General features: G+C 45.8%; 21 protein-coding genes. 3 read left to right on the top strand and 18 right to left on the bottom strand.

The annotated features are described in order from the left end of the window. Nucleotide 1 precedes the first annotated feature (1 nt). The gene (locus B2337_RS07855) at nucleotides 2–970 is read right to left on the bottom strand and encodes a calcium/sodium antiporter (protein WP_292359938.1); all 969 of its coding nucleotides are present in this window, start codon (nucleotides 968–970) and stop codon (nucleotides 2–4) included. 165 nt (nucleotides 971–1,135) lie between these two features. Continuing rightward, nucleotides 1,136–2,449 (bottom strand): DASH family cryptochrome, encoded by a 1,314-nt coding sequence (locus B2337_RS07850; protein ID WP_292413145.1) that lies wholly within the window; start codon nucleotides 2,447–2,449, stop codon nucleotides 1,136–1,138. 134 nt (nucleotides 2,450–2,583) lie between these two features. Here B2337_RS07850 and B2337_RS07845 point away from each other — a divergent pair, with 134 nt between their 5' ends. Continuing rightward, nucleotides 2,584–2,970, top strand: coding sequence for a thiol-disulfide oxidoreductase DCC family protein (locus B2337_RS07845; protein WP_292413143.1), 387 nt, complete (start codon nucleotides 2,584–2,586; stop codon nucleotides 2,968–2,970). A gap of 8 nt (nucleotides 2,971–2,978) precedes the next feature. On the opposite strand, the gene B2337_RS07840 is transcribed toward B2337_RS07845, so the two are convergent. The 4 genes from B2337_RS07840 to B2337_RS07825 are packed head-to-tail and all read right to left on the bottom strand — an operon-like array spanning nucleotide 2,979 to nucleotide 8,859. Next, nucleotides 2,979–4,934 carry an amylosucrase gene (locus B2337_RS07840; RefSeq protein ID WP_292359941.1) on the bottom strand — a complete coding sequence of 652 codons (1,956 nt, stop codon included), beginning with the start codon at nucleotides 4,932–4,934 and terminating at the stop codon, nucleotides 2,979–2,981. Between the two features lie 41 nt (nucleotides 4,935–4,975). Then, nucleotides 4,976–5,848 carry a carbohydrate kinase family protein gene (locus tag B2337_RS07835; protein WP_292359942.1) on the bottom strand — a complete coding sequence of 291 codons (873 nt, stop codon included), beginning with the start codon at nucleotides 5,846–5,848 and terminating at the stop codon, nucleotides 4,976–4,978. Beyond that, nucleotides 5,845–6,702, bottom strand: a complete 858-nt coding sequence (locus B2337_RS07830; RefSeq protein ID WP_292359944.1) for an HAD-IIB family hydrolase — start codon at nucleotides 6,700–6,702, stop codon at nucleotides 5,845–5,847. Before B2337_RS07830 ends, B2337_RS07835 begins: the two co-directional genes overlap by 4 nt. Then, the gene (locus B2337_RS07825) at nucleotides 6,703–8,859 is read right to left on the bottom strand and encodes an HAD-IIB family hydrolase (protein ID WP_292359946.1); all 2,157 of its coding nucleotides are present in this window, start codon (nucleotides 8,857–8,859) and stop codon (nucleotides 6,703–6,705) included. A 223-nt stretch (nucleotides 8,860–9,082) separates the two neighbouring features. Between B2337_RS07825 and B2337_RS07820 the strand changes: the two genes are divergently transcribed. Continuing rightward, complete coding sequence (locus tag B2337_RS07820) at nucleotides 9,083–9,898, top strand: class I SAM-dependent methyltransferase (protein ID WP_292413142.1); 816 nt, start codon at nucleotides 9,083–9,085, stop codon at nucleotides 9,896–9,898. Between the two features lie 47 nt (nucleotides 9,899–9,945). Here B2337_RS07820 and B2337_RS07815 read toward each other — a convergent pair whose 3' ends face one another. From B2337_RS07815 to B2337_RS07795, 5 genes are all read right to left on the bottom strand, one after another. Beyond that, nucleotides 9,946–11,868: a TIGR00341 family protein gene (locus B2337_RS07815; RefSeq protein ID WP_292359949.1), complete on the bottom strand. Its 1,923-nt coding sequence runs from the start codon at nucleotides 11,866–11,868 to the stop codon at nucleotides 9,946–9,948. Nucleotides 11,869–11,969: 101 nt separating this feature from the next. Then, nucleotides 11,970–12,695: a succinate dehydrogenase/fumarate reductase iron-sulfur subunit gene (locus tag B2337_RS07810; RefSeq protein WP_292359950.1), complete on the bottom strand. Its 726-nt coding sequence runs from the start codon at nucleotides 12,693–12,695 to the stop codon at nucleotides 11,970–11,972. Next, the gene (locus tag B2337_RS07805; RefSeq protein WP_292413140.1) at nucleotides 12,692–14,632 is read right to left on the bottom strand and encodes a fumarate reductase/succinate dehydrogenase flavoprotein subunit; all 1,941 of its coding nucleotides are present in this window, start codon (nucleotides 14,630–14,632) and stop codon (nucleotides 12,692–12,694) included. Before B2337_RS07805 ends, B2337_RS07810 begins: the two co-directional genes overlap by 4 nt. After that, complete coding sequence (locus B2337_RS07800; RefSeq protein WP_292413139.1) at nucleotides 14,633–15,220, bottom strand: succinate dehydrogenase; 588 nt, start codon at nucleotides 15,218–15,220, stop codon at nucleotides 14,633–14,635. It abuts the gene before it with no gap. Further along, nucleotides 15,220–15,723: a hypothetical protein gene (locus B2337_RS07795; RefSeq protein ID WP_292413138.1), complete on the bottom strand. Its 504-nt coding sequence runs from the start codon at nucleotides 15,721–15,723 to the stop codon at nucleotides 15,220–15,222. Before B2337_RS07795 ends, B2337_RS07800 begins: the two co-directional genes overlap by 1 nt. 211 nt (nucleotides 15,724–15,934) lie before the next feature. Between B2337_RS07795 and metG the strand changes: the two genes are divergently transcribed. Then, the gene (metG, locus tag B2337_RS07790; RefSeq protein ID WP_292359957.1) at nucleotides 15,935–17,953 is read left to right on the top strand and encodes a methionine--tRNA ligase; all 2,019 of its coding nucleotides are present in this window, start codon (nucleotides 15,935–15,937) and stop codon (nucleotides 17,951–17,953) included. A gap of 86 nt (nucleotides 17,954–18,039) precedes the next feature. On the opposite strand, the gene B2337_RS07785 is transcribed toward metG, so the two are convergent. The 7 genes from B2337_RS07785 to B2337_RS07755 form a co-directional block, all read right to left on the bottom strand. After that, nucleotides 18,040–18,600: a PepSY domain-containing protein gene (locus B2337_RS07785; protein WP_292359958.1), complete on the bottom strand. Its 561-nt coding sequence runs from the start codon at nucleotides 18,598–18,600 to the stop codon at nucleotides 18,040–18,042. A 167-nt stretch (nucleotides 18,601–18,767) separates the two neighbouring features. Continuing rightward, nucleotides 18,768–19,205 (bottom strand): Hsp20/alpha crystallin family protein, encoded by a 438-nt coding sequence (locus B2337_RS07780; RefSeq protein WP_292413137.1) that lies wholly within the window; start codon nucleotides 19,203–19,205, stop codon nucleotides 18,768–18,770. A gap of 229 nt (nucleotides 19,206–19,434) precedes the next feature. Then, on the bottom strand, nucleotides 19,435–20,091 hold the full coding sequence (locus B2337_RS07775) for a response regulator (protein WP_292359962.1): 657 nt from the start codon (nucleotides 20,089–20,091) through the stop codon (nucleotides 19,435–19,437). After that, complete coding sequence (locus tag B2337_RS07770; protein WP_292359963.1) at nucleotides 20,084–21,412, bottom strand: ATP-binding protein; 1,329 nt, start codon at nucleotides 21,410–21,412, stop codon at nucleotides 20,084–20,086. Before B2337_RS07770 ends, B2337_RS07775 begins: the two co-directional genes overlap by 8 nt. 184 nt (nucleotides 21,413–21,596) lie before the next feature. Then, nucleotides 21,597–22,697, bottom strand: coding sequence for a TonB-dependent receptor (locus tag B2337_RS07765; RefSeq protein WP_292413135.1), 1,101 nt, complete (start codon nucleotides 22,695–22,697; stop codon nucleotides 21,597–21,599). Then, nucleotides 22,687–24,843 carry a DUF3438 family protein gene (locus B2337_RS07760; protein WP_292413133.1) on the bottom strand — a complete coding sequence of 719 codons (2,157 nt, stop codon included), beginning with the start codon at nucleotides 24,841–24,843 and terminating at the stop codon, nucleotides 22,687–22,689. The genes B2337_RS07765 and B2337_RS07760 overlap by 11 nt, the downstream gene beginning before the upstream one ends. Next, nucleotides 24,844–25,281: a hypothetical protein gene (locus tag B2337_RS07755; RefSeq protein WP_292413132.1), complete on the bottom strand. Its 438-nt coding sequence runs from the start codon at nucleotides 25,279–25,281 to the stop codon at nucleotides 24,844–24,846.

Raw genomic sequence — 25,281 nt, 5'->3', positions numbered from 1 at the left:
CTCAGGTAACGATAGTGCTGATTAGATAAGCAGTATACGAAACAAAGGCCAGCATGAAAAAGCCGCCTTCCAATCGGTTGATTCGTCCCTGTCTGCCGATACCAAAGCCAAAGATAAACAACAGGATAGTTAACCCCGCCATCATCGCTACATCACGGGTCAATATTTCATCTGGCACTGCAAACGGATGAATCAATCCGGCAATACCTACTACCGCCAGCGTGTTGAATAAATTGGAGCCAATCACATTGCCTAACGCAATATCGTGCTCACCTTTTTTTACCGCAATTAACGAGGAGGCAAGTTCAGGCAATGATGTACCGATAGCGACAACGGTTAAACCAATAATCAAATCACTGACGCCGAGAACCGTGGCAATCTCAACCGCACCCCAAACCAAAACCCGTGAACTGATAATCAAAAATACCAGACCGACAAATAACCATATCAGGGCTTTTTTCAAAGACATTGATTCGGTATTAAATTCCGCTTCCATCTCAGTGCCGAATGCATCCGGCGATTTCTGCATTCCCTGATAAATGGTCCAGCCCATCAATACAAAAAACACCAGTATCAAAATACCGGCGTCAAATCTGGATAATTCACCATCGGCTAATTGCCACGCAGCAAGCGCGGTTACCGCGATTAATATAGGAAGTTCTTTGCGTAAGACCTGCGAATGTACTGCTATAGGACTCAATACGGCAGTCAATCCTAAAATCAATGCAATATTGGTTATGTTTGAGCCATAAGCGTTGCCTAGAGCCAATCCCGGATTTCCCTGGGTTGCAGCCAAAGCAGAAACCACCATTTCAGGGGCTGAAGTGCCGAAACCAACAATCACCATACCGATTAACAGCGGTGGCATTCCAAAATAGCGTGCCGAGACGGCAGCACCATCAATAAATCGATCCGCACTCCAAACCAGCAAGGCAAGACCGAGCACCACAGCAGCAAAGGCAAGTGTCATATATTCTCCGGATAGCATTTTGAGGTATTTACAGCAATTATCAGTGTTAGAACGCCGTAATGGCAATTCAAATATGTTACTTATTGGTCAATCTTAAATGACGCCGCATTATACGTTGATTTTTTTGCTGTAGATGGTCATGGCTTTGTTATCTCAAACACAGTGTCATTGTCTGGGAGGTGGCATAATTGGCCAGTCAGCAGCATCGACAGAATCCAGGGGAATAATATCAATATCACCCTGCCAGCGGCGGATAAACTCCCCTTCAGGATCATACTGTCGCGTTTGTTTTTCAATATTAAATTGTCGTCCACCACGCGGGTCAGCCCCCACTCCAGCGATATATTGCCAGTTGCCCCAATTGGCAGCCACATCATAATCAAGCAATTGCTGTTCAAAATAGGCCGCGCCAAACCGCCAGTCCAGGTTCAACTCATAAATAAAATAACTGGCGACAATCTGTCTGCCACGGTTGGACATATAGCCCGTTTCATTTAACTGTTTCATACAAGCATTCACTAACGGATAAGGCGTGTTGCCATTACACCATTTCTGATATCGCTCCGGATAATAGCAACGGCGGCTTCTGGTGTTTTTGATACCGTCAAAACGAAATAATCTGGCACCATATCGATGGGCATACCATTGAAAATATTCACGCCATAACAGTTCAAAATAAATCCAGTAAGTTGAATCATTACTGACTTTCTGCTGTTCGTATTGTTTGAGTCTGGAAAGCAGATGCCTGACTGAAAGACACCCCTGAGCCAGCCAGGGTGAAAATTTGGTCGAATTGTTCCAGCCATCCAGTTCATTTCGGACATTTTTATAATCTGCCGGCAAATCTGCTGCAAAATACGCACTGATATGCATTAAGCCAGCCGTTTCTCCACCTTTAAAAACAGATTTTTTTAAAACGGGTGATGACAGAGCCTCGATTGCCATCGGCCCAGGTGGAGGAGGTAACTGCTGTGGGGATGACATAGGTCTTGGCAGTGGCAAATCTTCAACCTGTTTGCGAAACTGCGTAAAACTTCCTGGAAGATCTTTAACAGCAAATGGCAGATCTTCGGCAGTAAATAACGTATGACTGACTTCAGTGAAAAACTGATGATCTGGAAATTGCTGCTGCAACAAATGCCAGTGCCGGTTTTCATAGACGCCAGCATGCTGGCTACGGCCAATTACATCGACCTGATACATTTCAATTAATTCTGACAGTGCGGAATGTGGCGTTTGCTGCCGGATAATCAGCACCTGCCCTACTGCTTGTAATTGCTTGTTAAGATCCGACAGGGATTCATACAGAAACTGGTAACGACGCTCACCCATCGCTTTAGCATTTAATCCATTTGGTCTGAACCACTGAGGATCAACACAAAACACACAGATAAGTTTATCGACCGACTGCATTTTCCATAATGCAGGCTGATCATGCAGTCGCAGATCATTGGTAAACCAGAATAATCCTGTGCTCATGATTCTCAAAACTCCAGTGAAGACAAAAACGTGTTCAGTTCAGAGACTGCGCCACCTGGCATAGGTTCGGCCCCAGAGAACTAAGCCGAGGAAATAACGTCTGATTGGCACATGCTTTCAACCGAGAAAACAAGATGCATCAGTTAACGGTATTTTTTGATGGACAATGTCCTTTGTGCAGTAAAGAAATTTCGATGCTAAAACGCTTGGATAATCGAAAACGACTGCATTTTGAAGATATTCACGCCATCGACTTTGTGTATCGTTATCCCTATATCGATGTGGTCGCCGCCGATAAACGTTTACATGGTCAATTAGCCAATGGACAAATCATCACTGGTCTGGATGTAACTGCCAGGGCTTGGGGACTGGTCGGCCATCATAAATGGTTGCAAATTTTGCGGTGGCCGGTCATTCGCTGGTTCGCAGATTTGGCCTATCTGTTTTTTGCCCGCTTCCGACATCCGATTTCGCGTTTATTTGGTGGCAAATCCTGTCCAGACGAAAATTGCAAGTTATAAAAACCAGATCAGACTTCGGTTAACCAGTAAAAACCAAAGCGTGGAATCACCACGGTATTACCGAATTTTTCCGGAGTTTGTCCAGTAACGGCATCAACTAATTGTCCTTGATGGGATTGTGACCATCTGGGTAATTGGTCCAGATCCAGCCGTTGTGATTTACGGTCAAAGTTCGCCACTACCAACACTCGATCAGCCGGTTTTTGCAAGTGATAGCGTTCAAATACAAATAAATGCGGATTATCTACATCCACCAGATCGCGGTTATTAAAATCCGCAAACGCATCCAGCTCTTTATGCACGGCAATCAAGGTTTTCAGCTGATTGAAAATCAGATACTCAACCGTACCAGGCACATTACGTTTTTCTGCTTTTTGCCAATCAATAAATGGTCGGTGCACCCATCGTGAATCATCCATTTTGACCGGATCATTACGATAGCTTTCATCATTGGTCGTACCGATTTCATCCCCATAGTAAAGCAATGGCAGACCGCCAAATGAAAGGATCAGACTATGTAATAACACAATGATGCGCACAGCATCATCAATTGCCTCTTCATCGCCGATATCCATCGCATGCTGCAGTCCGACCAGAGATGCCAAAGAACCGGAAATACGGGCATCACCGGTTTTATCATTCTGACCGAACGGCACACCTCTGGCATGTGAATCAGCAAATTGACCGGTGAAGTAGTCGATCAGAAACCGTCTGTGGTCTCGCGGCTCATAACCCGCCAGCTCGATATCCTTGTCATCAAAGCCCAAACCGATATCATCGTGACAACGTATGTAGTTTAACCAGGTGGCACGTTCCAGTTTCACAGGCAGACTTTTAATGCCCTGATTTAATAACCTGGCATTTTTAGTCGCCACGGCATCCCATAACAAAGCCATAAATGTGGCGTTATAGGCGATTTCACATTCCTTGGCGATAACGGCATCTTCCCCAAAGTATTTGGTGACTTCTACCGGGGCGACAATGGCTTCAGCAATAAACAGCACACCCGGCGCCGTAACCTGACAGCAGTCTTTCATCAATTGCAAAATCAAATGCGCTTCACGTTCGTTCTGACAGGTACTGCCAATTTTTTTCCATAAAAAAGCCACCGCATCAAGACGCACGATATCAGCACCCTGATTGGCCCAGAACAGAATAATATCCAGCATTTCAATAAATACAGTGGGATTGCTGTAGTTCAGGTCCCATTGGTATTCATTAAACACCGTCATGACCCAGCGTTGCATTTCCTTATTCCAGGTGAAATTACCCGGTGCGGTTTCCGGAAACACTTCCGGCATGCTTTGTTCAAACATATCCGGGACATGACGGTTTTCGAAGGTATAAAAGTAATCACGGTAAGGCGAATAGCCATCACGGGCTTTTTGTGCCCATTCATGCTGATCCGAGGTATGATTTAACACCACATCCATCACCAGCAACATATCGCGTTGACGTAAATCGTCAGCTAATGCCCGCAAATCATTTAAGTCACCGGCACGAGGATCAATTTCCCGGAAATTACTGACCGCATAGCCGCCATCACTTTTACCTTCAGGACATTTCATAATCGGCATGACATGAACCAGATTAATACCCAAATCCTGAAAATAATGCAGATGCTCACGCATGCCTTGCAGGTTTTTGGCAAAACCATTGCAATACAAGGCCATACCAACCCATTTCTGACTAAGAAACCAGTTGTAATCCTGTTCCCGCTCTATATCTTTGGCACGTAATTCATCAGAGCGATCAATATATTGTCTGGCCAGCGTTTCAACCAGTCGTTGCGCCTGTTCAGCAAAATCCGGACGTTTACCATAGAGCCTTTCAAACAACGAATGAATGGCATAAAAATTGGCACCAAGCCGCGTATAAAAATAACGCAGATCCTTTTTGGCAAACTCAGGTTCAATCTGATTCAGGATGGCATTCAGAAGCGAATGAGATTGCTGTTCGTACATGTAATTTCCTGATTTAAGAGTCGGATAATTCTGACAAATCGTTATGTGAATTCAGAATAAAAGGCAGGGTCTTCGCTGACCGCTCCACGTAATCCTATCACCTTGCTGGCAAACTGCTGGGCATGCAGCAATATTTTCTGCACTGGCCAGCCGGCTAGCAGACCATGAATATACATGGCACTAAAGGCATCGCCAGCCCCAACAGTATCAACCAACTTATCAGCAGCAATACGTTTTTGCTCATAAAACGTTCCATCATTGCAACGTACAATGCCACCGTCTTCACCCCGCGTCACGATAAGCTGTTCCAGCTGAAAATGCGTTTGCATTCTAGTCATATCCTGCTGCAAATCGGCTGAATTAAAACCAAGTTCGACTAACTCATGCTGATTAAGCTTGCACCACCGAGCCCGCTCCAGACATTTATAAATATCTTCTTTATTCCACCAGGGAGCGCGTAAATTGACATCCATAAAGACGGAAACGGATGCTGGCCGTGTCAGAAACTCAAAAGCTTCCTGCGATACAGGATTCCTCAAGGCTAATGAACCATGATAAACAATGGCATCATTGCGCAGACCAGGCAGCTCTGCTGTTCTAATAAAGTCATAAGCCCGATCGGCTGTTATCTCATAGGAGGGCTCACTGCCTTGCAGACTGACCTTCACTTCTCCCGTACTGTGATTTTTATCAGTTTGCAGGCCGTCAGTTGCAAGTTGCCATTGTTGCATTGCCTTGCGGATCTGCTGACCCTGTTCATCATCGCCCACACTGGATATAAATAAAGGCTGATCACCAAACGCCTGTAAATGCCAGGCAACATTAAACGGTGCCCCTCCCAGTTTTTTTGCACCATCCGGAAAACAATCGAATAAAACTTCACCAAAAATGGCTAATGCGGGTTGCTGGCTCATGAATGATCTCTCGCTTCTAGTTGCTGTCTTAACCCCTCGATGTAATGCCAGACACCTTGTAAAACGCCGGCACTGTAATTGCCGTTCATCCCAAGTGGACCTGGATCGACAGCAATATAGAGTGATTGTGGATGACCATTTTCGGCGACCAGTTGTTGCGCCATGGCTTTGATTTCATCTGATGCGTTATGGACCACCACTGATTGTATGGGGCTCGCCAATACCGGCATGTCATTGCCACTGTCTCCGGCGAAAACCACCTCATTATCAGCATAGCCCAGCCGGTTTTGCAGAAATTCAATCGCATGTAGTTTGGTGGCATTTTCTGGTAACACATCCAGCAAACCGACATTAGTAAGTTCATCAATACTCCACATCACCGAAGCGTTAATGCCATTTTTTTGCAGGTGGCTATGCACCTCATTTATGACCTTATCTTTATTGAGGTAGAGCGGCAGATAAAAACTCAGCTTGTGTGTGTTTTGCTTACTGAACTCCTGCAATTGCAGATCTTTAATATCACTCAGTAAGGCTTTCAGATCTGAGTGTGACCGCCCGTTCCAGTCTTTTGCAATTTCATCACACCAACTCTGCACTTCTTGCCAGTGTTTATCTTTAAACTGAAATATTTTGGTGCCTACATCACTGATAATATAATCCGGTGAAGGCAGGCTGTAGGTACGAATCGCTTTTTCAACCAACTGGCGATGACGCCCAGTCACATAAACCAGACAAACCTGCTCAGACTGACAGAACTTACGGAACCGCCGGCGTGCATCAGGATGTTCTGCCTGCATTCCATTAGGGATCACCGTGCGATCCATATCGGTACAGAGTAATAGTCTTGCACTCATTTAACGTGAACCTGTTGCTTGTTCAGAATGGATTTCAAAAAAATTGTAATACTCAATTGCTTCCATAATCCCTGCAGCAAATGGTTTATGGGCGAAATAAATATGTGAGAAATCCTCCAGCTGTGACAGTTCCTCATGATGTCTGTTTGCCACTACGACAGCCAGGGTATTACCACGCATCATATCCTCATCCGCCCCACTACCACCTGCGACACAGATACGTTCCAATGGCATTTGCCAACGATCAGCCACAAACCGCAAGGCCATGCCCTTCGACGCCCTTAACGGCATAATATCGAGATACTGACCAAATGCTAATTGTACATGCACTGATAATTCTTCACGGTGCAACAACGATTTGACCTCTTCAACATCGACCTGCTCACGATTGATGTAGTAGCTCAGCTTGAACTGGCTTTGTTCTGACTTGGGCTGACGCTCCAGACCGGGAACCTCATCAAGTAGTTTGCTGACCCGGTGTGGCAACCATAAATGATCAATATGTTTGGTCCACGCCGTATCCGGTGTCAGTTTGGGTGCGTAATAAATCTCACTGCCACTACTGGTTATCAGAATATCCGGTTCTGGAATACGATGTTTTTTCATCAACTTCAGAGCCTGATCCAGCCGCCGCCCTGTAGCAATCACAAACTTGGTACTTTTACGATGTTCACGAAGCAAATTCACCAACGCCTGCAAGGATTCATCATCACCCACCAGATTCAAGTCCAGATCGGTGACCAATGCCCTCTCATCGCGTCCGGATTCACGACGTTCAACCGGAAGGCGTAACAGTTTCTCCGTCCGGGCGGCTATCGGTTCAATGATTTCCAGATAACGTTTGGCATGGGCATGCCAGGAATAATGTTGCGTTACGCCCTTTAATCCATTTTGCTGGCACTGCTGCCAATATTCCTGGTCCAGAATCAACTTTTCAATCGCTGAACTGATGCTGGAAACTTCCAGAGGATCAATCAATTCACCATTTAAACAATTGGCCATGATATCTCTGGGGCCACCGTCTTCAGTGGCAACAATCGGTAAGCCGCTGGCAGCCGCTTCAATCAGTGTCAGACCGAAAGGCTCAGTCAGGGCAGGATTGACAAATACTCCCATGGTGGCAGCAGCAATACGGTAAATCAGTGGCACTTCATCACGACGATGATGTTTGGGGATGGTGACTTTGCCATAAAGATCATAACGATCAATCGCTACCAGAAGTTCATGGAACACTTCCTGCGCACCACGTTCCAGATCATCAATATCATCCCGGTTACCGGCAATAATCAATATATTGGCATGTCGCTGCAATATTTCAGACTGACCATAGGCCTCAATCAAACTGACAATATTTTTACGTTTATCTGGACGGGATAACGCCAGAATTATCGGTTTTTCCGGTTCATCCAGATGCTGGGTAATACGTTTGAATAATTCACTTTGCAACTCATCGCCTTTTGGCGGGGTAAATTGCTGAACATTGGTACCCGGCGGCACAATACGCATTTGTGCTGGCTGATAATGATCATACAGCTCGTATTGCTCTTCAATTTCCTGATGGGTACTGGTTATTACCCGCTCTGCCGTCGCCAGGGTAATTTCTTCCGCCTCGATGCGCTGAGTCATTTTGTACTGCTGTTCCAGTTGGGCAATATCCACGCCACTGGCCAAGAGTCTTCTGCGTTTAACACGTCCCAATGAATGACCGGTATGTATCAGAGGAATGCCTAGTTGGTTGGCGATATGTGATGCCACCAACCCGGAGTCAGCGTAATGACTGTGCAAAATATCCGGTAAAAACGCCTGTCTGCGGAAATAATCCACCAGATTATCGGCAAACGTATCCAGATGTTCCCAGATCTGTTCTTTCGCCAGATAAGCATCAGGTCCGGCATCAATGCGAATGATTTTTAGTTTATCGTTAAGCTGTTCGACAGGACGGGCATAATCCGGTGAGACTTCTTCGTCTACAACTCGCCGGGTAATCAGTAACACTTCACCGACTTTTTCCTGTTCGGATAAGGCCTGGGCCAGTTCAAGTACATAAAGTGTCTGACCACCGGTATCGGCATCCCGACCAAGTTCCAGGTCGTGGCCACGAATCAAGCCATGGATGTTTAATAAGGCAATTTTCAGTTTATCTTTGTTATCTGACATATTTGTTTATATCTTAATCACAATGAGTTTACTCTGGACACACTTGCGACAGGCAGATACAGAATATCAGTGTGTGGCGTATGGTGGTCTTCCCTTTCAAACTACCCGCTAAGTTACCAGAAGACAAATTTAAGCCGGAAAACGTAACTATTTCCAGCAACCTTGAGCGTATCATGCAGTCAGTTAGTAATGTATTAACCTCGATTTAAACAGGAAGTTCATTATGTATGTGCAACGTATCTTTTCTATTGTGCTCTTTGCGGCTCTTCTGCCTTTCAATCAAATAGCTGGTGCTGACGATTCATTGCAAAGATCAATTGATAGTCCTCAACGTGCTGAAAGCAACAGACTCAGGGATATGTTTCGCCATCCATCAGCAACCTTGATGTTCTTTGGCATTACTGCTGATATGCGGGTCGCTGAAATATGGCCTGGACGTGGCTGGTATACCGAAATCCTTGCTCCATGGTTAAAACATGGTAAAGGCCAACTAATCGCGGCGGGATTTCCTGCTGACACACAATCTGCCTACAGACAAACACTTCGTGAGGAATATAACACTTGGCTGAAAGCCTCTCCAGAACTATATGATGAAGTGCTGGTGACCGAATTTGGCCCGGAAACTGACTGGCAGTTTGCTGAGCCAAACAGTGTAGATGCTTTACTGACATTCAGAAATGTCCATAACTGGGTTCAGGGAGATTTCGCTGATCAGGCATTTACCGCTATTTTTAATGTTCTGAAATCCGGGGGCATTCTCGGCGTAACAGACCATCGGGCCAAACCGGGCACACCGCTGGCCGTGATGAAAAAAAGCGGTTATCTAACCGAAGAATATGTCATTTCAATGGCTGAAAAGGCAGGATTCGTACTGGAAGAAAAGTCCGAAATCAATGCCAACCCTGCTGATACCGCTGATCATCCCAATGGTGTCTGGACATTGCCACCAAACCTGCGAGTCGATAACGAAAAAGACAAAGCAAAATATCAGGCGATTGGTGAAAGTGATCGTATGACCTTACGTTTTCGCAAACCTTAATGATTGACAGCTCAGACCCTGTTTTTTTCTGGGGTCTGAGCTGTTTTTTATCGAATCACCCTGACGGCAATTTCCAATACAACCGGCTGCTGTAAACGGCGTTCAATTTCCTGTTTTACTTCATCCATTACCGCATCATCCACTGCGGTTTTCGATACCATCGTCAAACTGATAATGAGTGGATCTCGTGGTCTGACATTGACATCCACCAGCTTGACCCCTGCTATTTCCTGACCATCCAGCTGACGTAACACATTGTTTTCCGCCACCATTCTCTCAAAACCAATGGCCAGTGGAATAGCCAGAATGGCGACCATGACCAGGGTCAGCATCAAACCACGTTTAGCGCGATGGAATGGACTATATCCCAGAACCATAAAGGTAATTAACGCCGCCAGAATAATGCCCACCAGGTTGGTCAGATATAACAGAAATGCCCCGAAAAACACGGTAAAGTCGAGCCACCCCAGACCAATACCGGCAACAGCTAATGGCGGCACCAAGGCCACCGCAATCGCCACACCGGCCAGACTTTTGGCCACTTCAGCACGAGCATGCGCATAAGCACCGGCAATACCAGACACCACCGCGACACCTAAATCCAACAACGTCGGACTGATACGAGCTGCAATTTCGGTATTAATATTATTGAGCGGAATGAACCAAGCGATAAGCATGGCACATAGCAAGGAAAGCCCTGTACCTATCGCAATACTTTTACCGCTTTCCAGCATCAAAGAATCATCCTGACGCAGAGTGCCCAGTGACATCGAAATAATTGGTCCCATTAACGGTGCCAGAATCATTGCCCCAATCACCACTGGAATGGAATTGGCAAATAAACCGAACGCAGCCAGTAATGTAGATAGCACCATCAGCGTTAGATAGGCAGGCGTTGCCTTGGCACTCTCTCGCATCATCATAAATAAATCTTTGAACTCTTCCGGAGCCGCATGATGCATCCATGGCAATGGATAACTGATCAGTTCATTACGAGCTTTGCCCAATGGCAATGCCTGTGTTCGAACGATTTCCTTCTGCTCTCCGCCACTTTCAGCTAATGCCAGCAAACGTCCGGGTATCAGGCGAACGGCCCTTCGCTCAACGTTAAATTCCAATTGCTCTGCTTCAGATACCATTTCATCATGGTTGTATTTAATAGGTTTACTGGTTTCCAGCTTTAACTGGCTGCTTTTAATAAAACCTATAAACGGCGGGTTATTTCGGCTCCAGATATTGCGCATGAACAATGAAGCAAATAAAAACCGTAACATTTCAAATACGCTTCGCGGCGCCAGTACTAAAGCATGCAACATGCCATCATTGGCGTTGGAGTCAGGCATAAAACGACGTGATAAAACTGAACTTCTGCCATGCTCAACCGCCACGATTCCGAAAGCAGCGGTTTCAACAACCTTTTCTTTCTGCGTGGTAATGGTAAAGGGGGTAAAACGCACTTCTTTCAGACTGCGCATTAAACGCCAGAAACGTCGAACGCGAGCCCAGAATGGCTCAACCATTGCTTCACCGGGCACCAGAGTAAAAGTTTGTCCCACAATGACCGAATTGAAAACCGGACGTTGATTGCATAGCAACAAATCCAGTTGCGATGCATCGTTATTCATAATATCGCTGAGGGCATCATCTAAGTTGGCAGCAATGCCAAACCCGTAACGTGCGTGTTTCATTCCGGGATGCGGTAACAGGCCTATTGTCCACTCCTGTTCACGCGCCTGTAACATCAAATCTCGCAGACATTCATCATTGAGGTAGCTGATCACCAATTGATCATCAGCAAATTGATACTGTTGTGCTGCCTGAAAATTGCTGAGTTCGATTTCCCATTGCTGCTCGGGTAATTTAGGCAATATCTGATCTTGAACTTCCTGCTCATCTTCGGCCGAAAATATCAGCACCACCCGACGTTTATCCGTAATTGAATCAAGTTTGCTGAGCAGATCTTCTACCATCTAGAGGCTCCGGAAGGGGGTTAAGCGCGTTATACAATGATGTAACAGAACTTGCCGTAATGGCAGATTCCGGGGTTATTTAATCATGAATGTTGCCGGGGTTAACGTTGGTATAACAGTTTATTCATTTTGCTAATGGTATCTGTACCGATCTGTTTAGGGCAAACCCGCTCACATTCCCGGTAATTACTGCAACTGCCAAAGCCTTCAGCTTCCATACGGGCTAACATTCTGGCGGGACGCTTTGTGTCCAGCTGTCCCTGTGGAAGACTACTCAAATGACTGACTTTGGCTGCGATAAACAATGTAGCTGAGGCATTGGGACATACCGCCACGCAAGCACCACAGCCAATGCAGGTTGCTGCATCAAACGCTTTGTCAGCGACGGGTTTAGCGACTGGCTGAGTGTTGGCTTCCGGCGCAGCGCCGGTTCTGACAGGGATGTAGCCCCCCGCCTGAATAATACGATCAAACGCACTGCGATCCACCATCAAATCCTTTATCACCGGAAACGCTGTAGCTCGCCAGGGTTCAATCCATAATTCATTCTGATCATGATAGTCACGCATATATTGCTGACAGGTCGTAGTGGCCTGATGCCGTCCATGCGGTTCACCGTTAATCACCAGACTGCAACTGCCACAGATCCCTTCACGACAGTCATGATCAAAGACAATCGCTTCTTTTCCAAGACCGATAAGCCGTTCATTCAAGGCATCAAGCATTTCCAGAAAAGAAGATTCTGCTTCCACTTCCAACTCATGCTTTTCAAAAAACCCGTCGTCTTGGGGAGAAGCCTGACGCCATATATGCAGAATAAAATTCATTGGTAATTCCGTATCCCGGGGCTGACAAAATCAAAATGCAAAGGCTCTTTGATCAGTTTTGGCTGCACAACGTCACCGGTAAATTGCCAGGCAGAAACAAATCCAAAATCGTTATCACGCCGTTGCACTTCACCGTTGCTGGTCAGATGTTCTACACGGGCATGACAGCCACAGGACTCTTCACGGCTCAGGGCATCAATACACATTAACTCACCCAGTTCCATAAAGTCGGCAACCCGGCCTGCTCTTTCCAGGGTTTGATTCAGCTGTTTATCGTTACCGCTGATTTTGATTTCACGCCAAAACTGTTCACGTAGTTGCTGAATCTCTTCAATCGCCTGCTTTAAAGCAAATTCATTACGTGCCATGCCGCAGTGATCCCATAAGATCTTACCCAGCCGACGATGAAAATGATCGGGCGTTTGTTTAGGTTCAGGCGCATTTAACAGTCGATCCAGACGCGATTGCGAATAGTTCATAGCCTGCTGCACTTCGGGATAGTATTTATCTTCCAAAGGCGTTTGTCGGGCAAGATAATCGGATACCGTCGTCGGCAGAATAAAATAGCCATCTGCCAAGCCCTGCATTAACGCACTGGCCCCCAAACGATTGGCACCGTGATCGGAAAAGTTGGCTTCACCACCGGCGAACAGACCATCAACTGAGGTCATCAGATTGTAATCCACCCACAATCCCCCCATGGTGTAATGTACCGCAGGATAAATTCGCATTGGTTGTTTAGTAGGATCTTCAGAAGTGATCCGCTGATACATATCAAACAGGTTGCCATATTTTTCATTGATGACATCGGCACCCTGTTCTTTGATGGCATCAGCAAAATCCAGATACACACCCAGCTTCTGACCATTGATTTCATGCCCAACGCCACGTCCATCATCACAAATATGTTTGACCGCCCGTGAGGCAATATCGCGTGGCACCAGATTGCCAAAAGCCGGATACATGCGCTCCAGAAAATAATCCCTATCCTGTTCCAGAATATCCCGTGGATCGCGTCCGCAATCGGCAGGATTTTTCGGTGCCCAGATGCGACCATCGTTGCGCAATGATTCGCTCATTAACGTGAGTTTGGATTGCAGCTCACCATGTTGTGGAATGCAGGTGGGATGTATCTGTGTAAAACAGGGATTGGCAAATAACGCGCCGTGTTTATGGGCACGCCAGATAGCCGAGGTGTTACAGCCTTTGGCATTGGTCGACAGGTAAAAAGCGTTACTGTAGCCACCAGTACAAAGCACTACACAATCGGCCAGATGCGAACTTAATTCCCCGGTCAGTAAATCCCTGACCACAATCCCTTTGGCCTTGCCATCAATTTTGATCAGATCCTGCATTTCACAACGGGAAAAATGTTCGATATGACCTTCAGCAATCTGCCGGCTCATCGCCTGATAGGCACCAAGTAATAACTGCTGTCCGGTTTGGCCGCGAGCATAAAAGGTTCGGGATACCTGCGCACCACCAAATGAACGATTGGCCAGATAACCACTGTATTCACGGGCAAATGGCACACCTTGCGCTACAGCCTGATCAATAATCGACGTACTCAGTTCCGCCAGACGGAATACATTGGATTCACGGGCCCGAAAATCACCGCCTTTAATCATGTCGTAAAACAGGCGCCAGACACTGTCCCCATCATTATGATAATTCTTGGCAGCATTAATACCGCCCTGAGCCGCAATACTGTGTGCCCGGCGCGGACTATCCTGAAAACAGAAAGTCTTAACCTGATACCCCATTTCGGCAAGTGACGCCGCTGCAGAAGCGCCTGCCAGACCGGTTCCTACCACAATCACCCGGTAACGTTTTCGATTAGCCGGACTGACTACTCGCAGATTGTATTTATGCTGGGTCCAGCGTTGTTCCAGCGGACCTTTCGGGGAAAAGCTGTCTAATGGTTGTTCGTCAGTCATTTATGCTTTCCAGTAGGCCACTATTGGCACGATGGCAAATCCCACCACCAATAACACGACAATTGCAGTGCTGATCCAGTAAAACTGTTTTGAGGTTTTGCCCAGGGTTTGCAACACATTGGTTAACGAATGCTGCAAATGCAGTCCTATTAATAGCACGCCCCCCAGGTAAATCGCTAATTGCCAGACTGAACTGAATAAGGTGACTGTCTGGCCGTATATATCAGCACCACCAAATGACCACATTTGCGCCATATGCCAGACAATAAACAGCAGAATCAGCGTGATAACGATGGAGACCAGCCAGGCGGGAATAAAATGATGCTGCCGGTGATGATAGGCATGAACTCTGGCCTTGCTGTTATGCAGTCGGATTTGCACCGCCACAATCACATGAAACACCAATGACGCTGCCACTAATAGCCATAAAGGCCAGCGAATCAGCGGTTGATTATAAAAATCATAAAACACCTGATATTGCTCGGGACTGAAAAAGCTCAGATTACTGAGCATATGAAAGATTAAATACACGGTCAGCACCAGACCGGCCATCGCCATCAGGCGCTTTTTAACTTGCAATAAGGCCATCAGCTTTCCCGGCTCATAACAATCTGATCAGTCTCCGACAACGGTTCGAGTTTTTCACGCTGAATGGTACGCACACAGCTGTTCCAGCGCAGAATGGCTTCATCATTGTGATCCGGACGCATTTGCTCAGCCTGCTGATAGCACTCTAACGCTTTAATAAAATAATCGTAGGCAAAGGCCCGCGACATAGGCTGGGTCAGCATAAAGCGGGCGCGCCGTTCCAGCACAATCCCGGTGTAGTAAATCTGTTTATATTCGCTGCTCAGTTTTGCGATCGCTACTTCAATGTCCTGAAACGGCGACTGACTGCCACTGATACTGATCTGATCCGTGAGTGCCAGGATGTAAACCACTAATGCGGCCTGATTTTCCGGCTCGATATTAAGGATATCCAGACAGATACTTTCCGCGATTTCAGGCTCTAACAATGAGCGATATTGTCGCGCCCGATCCAGAGCCAGCTCAATTGACTCGGCATGTATGTCATGTAAATTCAGGTCCATCAGGCTCTCTTACTGCTAGGAATTGCCGTCACGGCAGATATAGCCTCAATCTAAAGCAATTGGCATGGCTTTTCAACGCAACCGTGCCACATAACTGAAAATAGAGTCTGAGAGGGTCTGTTAACCGTTCATGGTGCCCATGAAAGATTAACAGTCCCTGGTTAATCTGTTATCTTTGACGGTTTTCTAACGGCTTAATTCCGGTTTATTTATGCAACGAAAGATTCTGGTCACCAGCGCACTTCCCTATGCCAATGGTTCTGTCCATCTGGGACATCTTGTTGAATATATTCAGACAGATATCTGGGTGCGGTTTCAAAAGATGCAAGGCCACGAATGTCATTATGTTTGCGCCGATGATGCGCATGGCACCCCCATCATGTTGCGCGCACAAAATGAGGGCATCACCCCGGAACAGTTAATTGCTGACGTCAGTAAAGAACATCAGGCCGATTTTGCCGATTTTGCGATTGGTTTTGATAACTATCACAGTACCCACAGCGAAGAGAATCGCCAACTGGCCAGCCAGATTTATCTGGCGAATCGTGATGCCGGACATATTGAAAGCCGTACCATCAGTCAGGCTTATGATCCGGAAAAAGAAATGTTCCTGCCGGATCGGTTTATTCGTGGTGAATGCCCAAAATGTGGTGCCGCCGATCAGTATGGTGATAACTGTGAAGTCTGTGGCGCGACCTATGACCCGACTGAATTAAAAAATCCGGTTTCTGCCGTTTCCGGTGCCACCCCGATCACCAAAGAGTCTGAACATTATTTTTTCAAACTGGGTAATTTCGAACCATTATTACGTGAATGGACTCAAGGCGATCATCTGCAGGCCGAAGTTGGCCGCAAACTTGGTGAATGGTTTGACAGTGGTTTGCAGGACTGGGATATCTCACGTGATGCACCCTACTTCGGTTTTGAAATACCCGATGCGCCAAACAAGTTTTTCTATGTGTGGATGGATGCACCGATTGGCTATTTAGCCAGCTTCAAAAATTACTGCGACCGTAGCGGTGTGGATTTTAATGAATTTATGCGTGCCGACAGTCCGACTGAAATGGTGCACTTTATCGGTAAGGATATTATTTATTTCCATGCCTTGTTCTGGCCAGCCATGCTGAAAGGTGCCGGTTTCAGATTACCGAATCGTGTGTATGCCCATGGTTTTCTGACGGTTGACGGCAAAAAGATGTCCAAGTCACGTGGCACCTTTATCAAAGCCCGCACCTATCTGAATCATCTGAACCCGGAATATCTGCGTTATTACTTTGCTGCCAAGCTCAATAACACCATTGAAGACATCGATCTGAGTCTGGAAGATTTCCAGAGCCGGATTAATTCGGATTTAGTCGGTAAGGTCGTGAATATTGCCAGTCGCTGTGCCGGCTTTATCAATAAACGCTTTGATGGAAAATTAAGTGATGCACTGACTGATGAAGCCTTATTTAAGACTTTTACCGATCAATCCGAGTCGATTGCCAGACGTTATGACAATCGCGAGTTCGCTCAGGCAATGCGTGAAATCATGGCGCTGGCTGATAAAGCCAATCAGTATATTGATGAACAAAAACCCTGGGTGCTGGCGAAAGAAGAAGGCAAGGATGCTGAAGTTCAGGCCGTTTGCAGCATGGGCATCAATCTGTTCAGAGTGCTGATTGCCTATCTGAAGCCGGTATTACCCCGCACAGCAGAACAGGCCGAAGCCTTCCTGAATATTGACTCGCTAAGCTGGGCGGATATAGCTCAACCATTATCGGGCCACACTATTGAGCCTTTCAAACCGCTAATGACTCGCGTTGAGCAGGATAAGATTGATGCCATCATCGAGGAATCCAAAGAAAATATGACCGCAACTGCTACACCAGGAAAGCCAGTTGAAAATGTAGATCCGATTGCCGATGAAATTCAGTTTGATGACTTTGCCAAAATTGATTTACGTATAGCCAAAATCGTCACTGCCGAGCATGTCGAAGGTGCTGAAAAGCTGCTGAAACTGACTCTGGATATCGGCTTGGCTGAAAAACAGGTATTTGCCGGTATTAAATCGGCTTACGCCCCTGAAGAACTGGTCGGTAAATTAACCGTGATGGTCGCCAACCTGGCACCACGTAAAATGCGCTTTGGTTTATCGGAAGGTATGGTGCTGGCCGCCGGCCCCGGTGGTAAGGATTTATTTATTCTCAATCCTGATGATGGAGCAAAACCTGGAATGCGTGTTAAATAAACTAGGGGCTATTGCTCTACCACTGATGTAACGCGCATAAAAAAGCCGGCTTGATAGCCGGCTTTTTAATGTTACCTGAACTGATCTTACTGTTTCAGTTCTTTTTCCATACCAATTTCGTATAACTCTAAATTGGCTTCTTCGATCTCACCCGTGATGGCATTAACATCGACTTTGTACTCACGACCGTGAACATTCACAATATCAAACTCATAAGTGACTGAACCATCGAACCCTAGTTCATATTCATTGGCCACCACTTCACCTGGAATAAAATCTAAAGCAATTTCACGGGCTTCAGCTTCGGTGATTTTGGCATATTTCTGGAACGTAGGATCGTTGGCTTCTACTTCACGTTCAATTTCGGTGACAAAACCTTCTTCGGCATTACATTCAACATTGTATGTGTTGCCATCTGCAGTTGCCTCAATATCAAACTCGTATACAGGATCATCACCTTCCATTTTCATTTCCAGCTTACGCACGTTACCCGGAATGGTATCCAGGGCAGCATCCATACACGTTTCCATTTTGACGAGTTTCCAGCCACGGATGTCATCAAGATCATAGTTGTCGTTATCAGCCAGTGCCATTGAAGATAATGACATGGTGATTGCAGCAGTTAAAAATTTGGCTGTATTTTTCATGATTGCTCCTTAGTTAAAAAATCCGGATGTTCCATTCTCTACCCGCAAGAGCAATGTTACTTAATCTTTCTTGTCGTTCAGGTATTTCCAAGAGCCATTATATTAGGAATTTTTCCCATACACAAAAAAGGCTCCACAAATAATTTTGGGAGCCTTTTTTATTTAACTTACTGCTGAACATTCACCTCAATGCGTTTGGGTTGAAGTTGCGCCACTTTAGGAATAGTCAGCTCCAATACGCCATCCCGCGAAGAGGCGTTGATATTATCGACATCAGCGGTTTCAGGTAAGGTAAATCGACGCATAAAAGTGCCACTGAATCGCTCAATGCGCTTGTAATTTTCTTTCTCTTCCACTTTGTTACTGTCGCGAACACCTTTAATTGTCAGCAAACCATTTTCGGCAGTCACTTCAATATCTGCGGCTTTAACGCCCGGTAAATCAGCGTGAATAATATAACTGCTGGCAGTTTCCTGAATATCCACTGCAGGGGTCCAATCTTCTTCATTAAAATTGGCTTCTGTTGCAGACGATTGCAATAAAGACGACATTTCGCGTTGTAGATTATCAAACAGACTGTAAGGTCTGTAACGTTGAATAGCCATAAAACACCTCCATAATTCAGTTCATCATGAAGACGAATATTGTCTTCTGATAAAGAAGATGGGATGTCTTTAAAAGAATTCAAGAGGCTTGAATATTTTAAAATAAAAATATAACTATCAATAACTTGCCACAAAGGCTATTACTCAACTGTGTTTTTTTTGGGACAATTGATATTGTCAGATAAGCTCATTAAAAATAATGGCTCACGGCATCAAAGCACCGCACTGATTAATGTTTGATAATACCCAAAACAACCGCAATATTTGCCAAATCCGCAGTAGTGTTTACATTCAACTTGTTTTTAATCTGTGTATTGTAGTTAGCCACGGTTTTGTAGCCTAAGTGTAATTCTGCAGCGACTTCATGTGCCGTCATGCCTTTAGCGGTCAGGCAAAATACATCAAACTCGCGCGGTGATAACAGCTCGACAACCTGACCGTAATGCAAGGTGTCGGAAGGATGTCTGAAATCATCAATATTCGGCAGGATATCCTGTTCGATATAGCGTTTACCTTGTGAGACGGCTAAAACGGCTTCCGCCAGCACTTCCGCCGCACTGTTTTTAGTGACATAGCCTTTAGCGCCGGCCTGAATGGCACGTTCTACATAGATAGATTCATCATGAATACTGTAAACCAGCACTGTCGCCTGAGAATCCTGTTTTTTAAGACGACGTATGGTTTCCAAACCGCCTATCCCCGGCATTGATAAATCCATCACCACGACATCAGGGCGCTGACGTTCGTATTCATGACAGGCTAACTCACCCCGATCGACATCAACAATGCTGCCGATAAAGGGTTGTGAATCCAATAACATTCTGAATCCTGCACGTACTACCTGATGATCATCCACCAGCAAAACACTAATCTTTTTTTCATTCATTATCTGATTTCTCAATAATTGGCATCCATGCGCTTACACAAACGCCTTTACCCGCTTCAGATTCAAATCTAAAGCGGCCTCCCATATTTTCAACCCGTTCTCGCATAGCCAACACGCCAAACCCATGCCCTGATGATTCACCTCCCTGACCATTATCACGAATTCGCATGACCACTCGAGGGGAAGTGTGTTCTCCCTCCTGTCGGATGACTAATGTTACCTCAGTTGCATTGGCATGGCGCACGACATTTGTCAGACATTCCTGTGCAATTCGGTAAACATGAATCGCCAGTTCATGAGCCACCTGATCCAGCCGTTCGTCATAATCCAGTTTAATTACCAAATCAGGATAGCGACGTCGCCATTCATTTATTAAATCGGACAAGGTTGCCCCGAGTCCTAAATCCGCCAGACTCAGTGGATGCAGGGTACGCATCATTGATCGCACGACTCCCGCCAGATGATTGCATATATCAGCAATGGATTCGGAAATTTTAGCGACATCAGCACCTGGCTGACGAATAGCTGTAGACATGGCTTTTACTGCTGTCAGTGATTGCCCCATCTCATCATGCAATTCCCGGGATAAATTGCGTCTTTCGGACTCCTGGATCTGCATGGTATGCCGTGCCAATGCCTGATTATTATCTTTGGCCAGTTTCAACGCATCTGACAAGTGATTGATCTCAGTCGCAATTGCATCAAACTCACTGATTTTAAAAGGCGGTAATTTACGTCCATATTGACCGGACTCAACTCTGCGTAGCCCCACAACAATACTTCGAACCGCCTGCAACATCGAGTTAAACACAATATTAATGGCCAGAAAAATCACCCCGATCATTGTCATCACCGACCAGAAATAAGCGACTGACTCTTCCCATGTTTCAACAATCTCATCCAATGGATCAGCACGAACAATAATCTGCTTCAACCGGCCATCAGCAAGTCTGATGTCATAATTTGCAGAGGGATAAGTCGTTTTGACAGCCCTCACAAACCATTCGGGTGGCCGTTCGTCCTCAATGCTGTCCGGAACAAACCATTCCACCTCTTCTCCTTCTTCATTGAAAATACTGATATGCAAATGCCGGGTATGCTGAATCGCGCTGATCTGCTGTAACCATTCATACTCTGTCATCGACGTACGGGATAAGTGACTAAAACCCAGGTCCATCATCTGCAAGGCGAGATTGAAAGAAGAATTCACTTCCCGTTCGACAGATTGTCGGGCCTGCCAAATCGTTAATACGCTACCGAACATGCTAATAATGATTACCGAAAACAAAATCCGGCTATTAATCAGACCTCTTAAACTCATGTATTTCCCATGACAATATTTTTATAGTTAGTTTCTTCCATAAGTCATCAACCTTTGAAACAGCAATATTCCAAGATAGTAACAGACTTATAAATACATATATGCAGGGGTATGCATCAATCAACAGCCCCTGAAATGTAAAATTTTAAATTTGTCGTTTCAGACGAAACAGCATAACTGAATTTTAAAAATCATAGTTCAAACCAAGACTGATGCCATAACTTTCCCATTTTGCCTCATTAAACTTCAGTTTCACGGTAGAACCATTTGCAAAATTGATTTTATCTTTGCCATTTCTGTCTGCAATCCACTTTTGGTAATGCACATCCAAGGTAAGGGCTAACCGAGGCGATAAGTGCCACGCCCCCGTCAGTTCGGTGACAAATCCGCCCCCCTCAGCTTCATGGGTAAAACTTTCCGGTTGAGCAAAATCACTACGCAAATTCCACTGCGCAGTAGCATCATAAAAAGCATAGTGATATTTAAAATTTAACCCCAGCTCAAAGGCATCCTGTTTGATAAACAGGTTTTCCATGCCAATCCATGGTCCATACCAGGTCGCATCATAACTGGAATCCAGTCCGGAAAATGGCCCTACTGGTGGTATGCGAGGATCTGCTGAAAGTGTCTGATATCCATCAACTATTTTTAAATCCTGTGAATAGTAATAAAGACCCCCCATAGGTCGCCATTCAAAGCGAGTCCGTGTTGATTCGTTTACCAACCATTCATATCGTTTGCCGATACCGATAGACAGATCCATTACACTGCCTTCATCGGCCCCGTTATTGGATCTTGAAAATTCCTGAGTCCGATTGTTTCCAAAATAATCCGAATCCTGATTTTTACCGTCATAAATTTCGCCATACAGGAAATCCAGATTCAGCAACCAGTTTTCTTTGGTAAATAACGTTGCCCCCAAATTAACAGTGGCAATATCAAGATCTTCCCAGGTCAGTTCCGACAGGATGTTTGGTTGCCCACCCAATCCTGCTTTATTCCAACGAAATTCATCACGCCGATAACCGGTTTTGAAATAAATATCCGCTTTATCGTATTGCAACCAGGGCGTCTTTTTTTCAGCTATTTTCTGGGGGCTCTCATAGATATGTACCCTCAACCGTTGCGGTTCCACGGCCTGGCCGACAACCTGATTGGCCGGCGGCAACTGAGCAGGCACTTCTTCGTAAACGTGCATCTGCAGGGCCGGTACCGCCAATATGGTGGATACCGGTAAAGCAAATAAGCCCACACCTGATAGCAGGACAACCGACTTAACGCGCATTAGCCACAACCTCATCAAATGGCAGAGCCGAAATCACATACATATAAGTTGAACTCTCTGTCTGGCCCACTGGTGATAATTGACTGCTTTCAACAGATGAAGCCAGCCAGCGGCCTTTAATATTCTGATAATCGACCGGCAAACTCTGAGAGGCCCGATTCACAACAGAAAGCGCAGTGACATGCATACCACCACGATTCCAGCTGCCCACTGGTGTGGCACTGATACGGTTATCTGCAAACAATGGCAGACTGTTTTGTGTGTTGACCCGAACCGGACTGTAATTTTTATCACGTATACGCTCAACCTCAGGGATACGCACCATTTCAGCCGCATACTGACTCATTTCCATATACACCTGATGACGTTCACTGACGACAGGTGCTGTATTGGTATTAGCTGAAGAAGTTTGGGAACCTGTCTGTTCGTTATCGTTATCGCGTTCAATAAATCTGTTGGGTGCAGGAGCTGGTGGTGGATAGCCTGCATTATGTGAACGATAATAGGCGTTGTCTGCCTGGCGAATTTTTTCACTTTCGCCCGGCGCATTCATGATTCTGGGCGTGATCAGCAATACCGTTTCAGTATCCTCTTCCGATTCAATCGTGGAACGAAATACCCGGCCAATCACCGGAATTTCTCCGAGAAGCGGTACTTTACGTTCATTTTTATTGACACTGGTTCGAATCAGGCCGCCTACCGCAACTGTCAGGCCATCTTTGGCCATAACGGTTCCGGTTAACCTTGCTGTATTAATAGTGTCTACTGATAAATTGGTTACACCGCCCTCACCGTCGGTCACCGGAATCGTACCGCCACCACGATTAACCGTTGAGCTTTCCTGTTCGAGTTGCAGGCTGACCGTGCTGTCAGAGTTTATCCTTGGCGTAATCCGCAGCGTAATACCAATATCTTCACGATTGACCAACGCCTGCACATAAGCTGGCTGTATCACTACCCCGTTATCAATGACGGAGGCAAAAAACTGAAAGCCTTCGGTGACCAGTGTTTCTTCACCGATAAATAATTCAGCCTCACGATGATTTGATGCCACAACCATCGGGTTGGATAACACCCGAACCCGTCGGTTTTCTTCTAGAAACTCAAGATTGGCACGCAGCCGGTTGTTGAGAAACTCGTAGATAAATGTACCAGAGTTCAACAGGGCATTATTACCCAGCAAAATGGGTTGTGAGGATTGATTGCTACCGCTTGGTTGTAACTCGAAATTAAAAATGGAATTAAAATCCTCGCCCAGAATGACACTGAGGATCTGCATTTCCAGCATGACCTGTGGCACCGGAATATCCATTTGTTTTATCAGTTTTTCGATTGCTGATAGCACAGCCCGATCATCCGTACGCACAATAATCATATTGTGTTCATTGTTAACGGTGACATAAATCGGTTGTGACTGGATGGTCACCTGTTTGAGGGTTTCCTGACTGATATTGGTCGACCCGGAAGCTTCCACGGAAGCAGCCAGTTGAGAAATCTGATCCACCGTCAAAATGCTTCCATCCAATTGGGAACCGGCGTTTGTCAGGGTATTGCCAGCACTTCCTCTGCCACCTGATGAAAAACGATTGGTTGAACGTCCTACTCCACCCAGGTTTGATGAACGTACATTGCGAACCGTGTTGTTGCCTCGACTACTACCGCTCCGTCCACCACTGCCAAATACATCTTCACCGGGCGCCTGACCCAGTGACAGAACGACGCGCTGTCCATACAAATCTTCAATGGCCTGAGCAATAATCTGTACATTCGCATTTAATAAGGTAAACACTTCAATATGTTCACTCTCCCGCACCACCAGATCCTGACTGTATTCCTCGCGCGTCATAATCCGATAGGTATTGGTATCCTCGTCATAGCGATACCATAAATTGCTGATGCGGCTGATGGATTTAACAGCATCAAGCACACTGACATTTTTCAGATGGATGGTGAGCCGACGATTAGTGGCATCCGGTGTGGCGATGATGTTGGTATCGGTTAATTCAGACAATGTCCGCACCACATCAGCAAGCTGCGTATCATTGAATTCAACCTCATCAATATAGTCTGCAGCCTGAACCGCATTAAGCGGTAATAAAACCAGGCAGAACAATTGAATAAAAAAGAAAAATTGCTTCATAGTCATTTATTTCAACACCCGGATTTTGCCAATCGTGCCGGTTTCCACCGTCACCCCTAAACGCGTAATACTGGTAATCCGAATCGCCTCTGAAGGGCGTCTTGGATTGATATTGATCTCATCGCCTTCCCTGACCATATAAACCCCGCGGCCGACGACTTCCAGCAACGCCAGCATTTTCTCGCTGTCATCAGAAACAAAACCACGCAGACGCATATCGGGAATATCCGTAGCAACCACATCATTAGGATTAAATGTTCCTGCCCTGGAATAACTGCTTAACTCTGTTCCACGAATCTGATACATCAACTGACTGGGGGTAAACGGATCACGCATCAAAGCGATGTTGTCCGTGTCAGCATCACCGTTTTCAACGGCAGTAACGACATTTGTCCAGACAGCAAAAACCATCATGACGTTGTAATAACCTGTTCTTCGCAGCAC

It is taken from the genome of Methylophaga sp. UBA3192 (assembly GCA_002363955.1).
Classification (GTDB): Bacteria; Pseudomonadota; Gammaproteobacteria; order Nitrosococcales; family Methylophagaceae; genus Methylophaga.
Note: the sequence above shows the minus strand (reverse complement) of the source record. Positions and strands in the feature narration are given on the sequence as shown.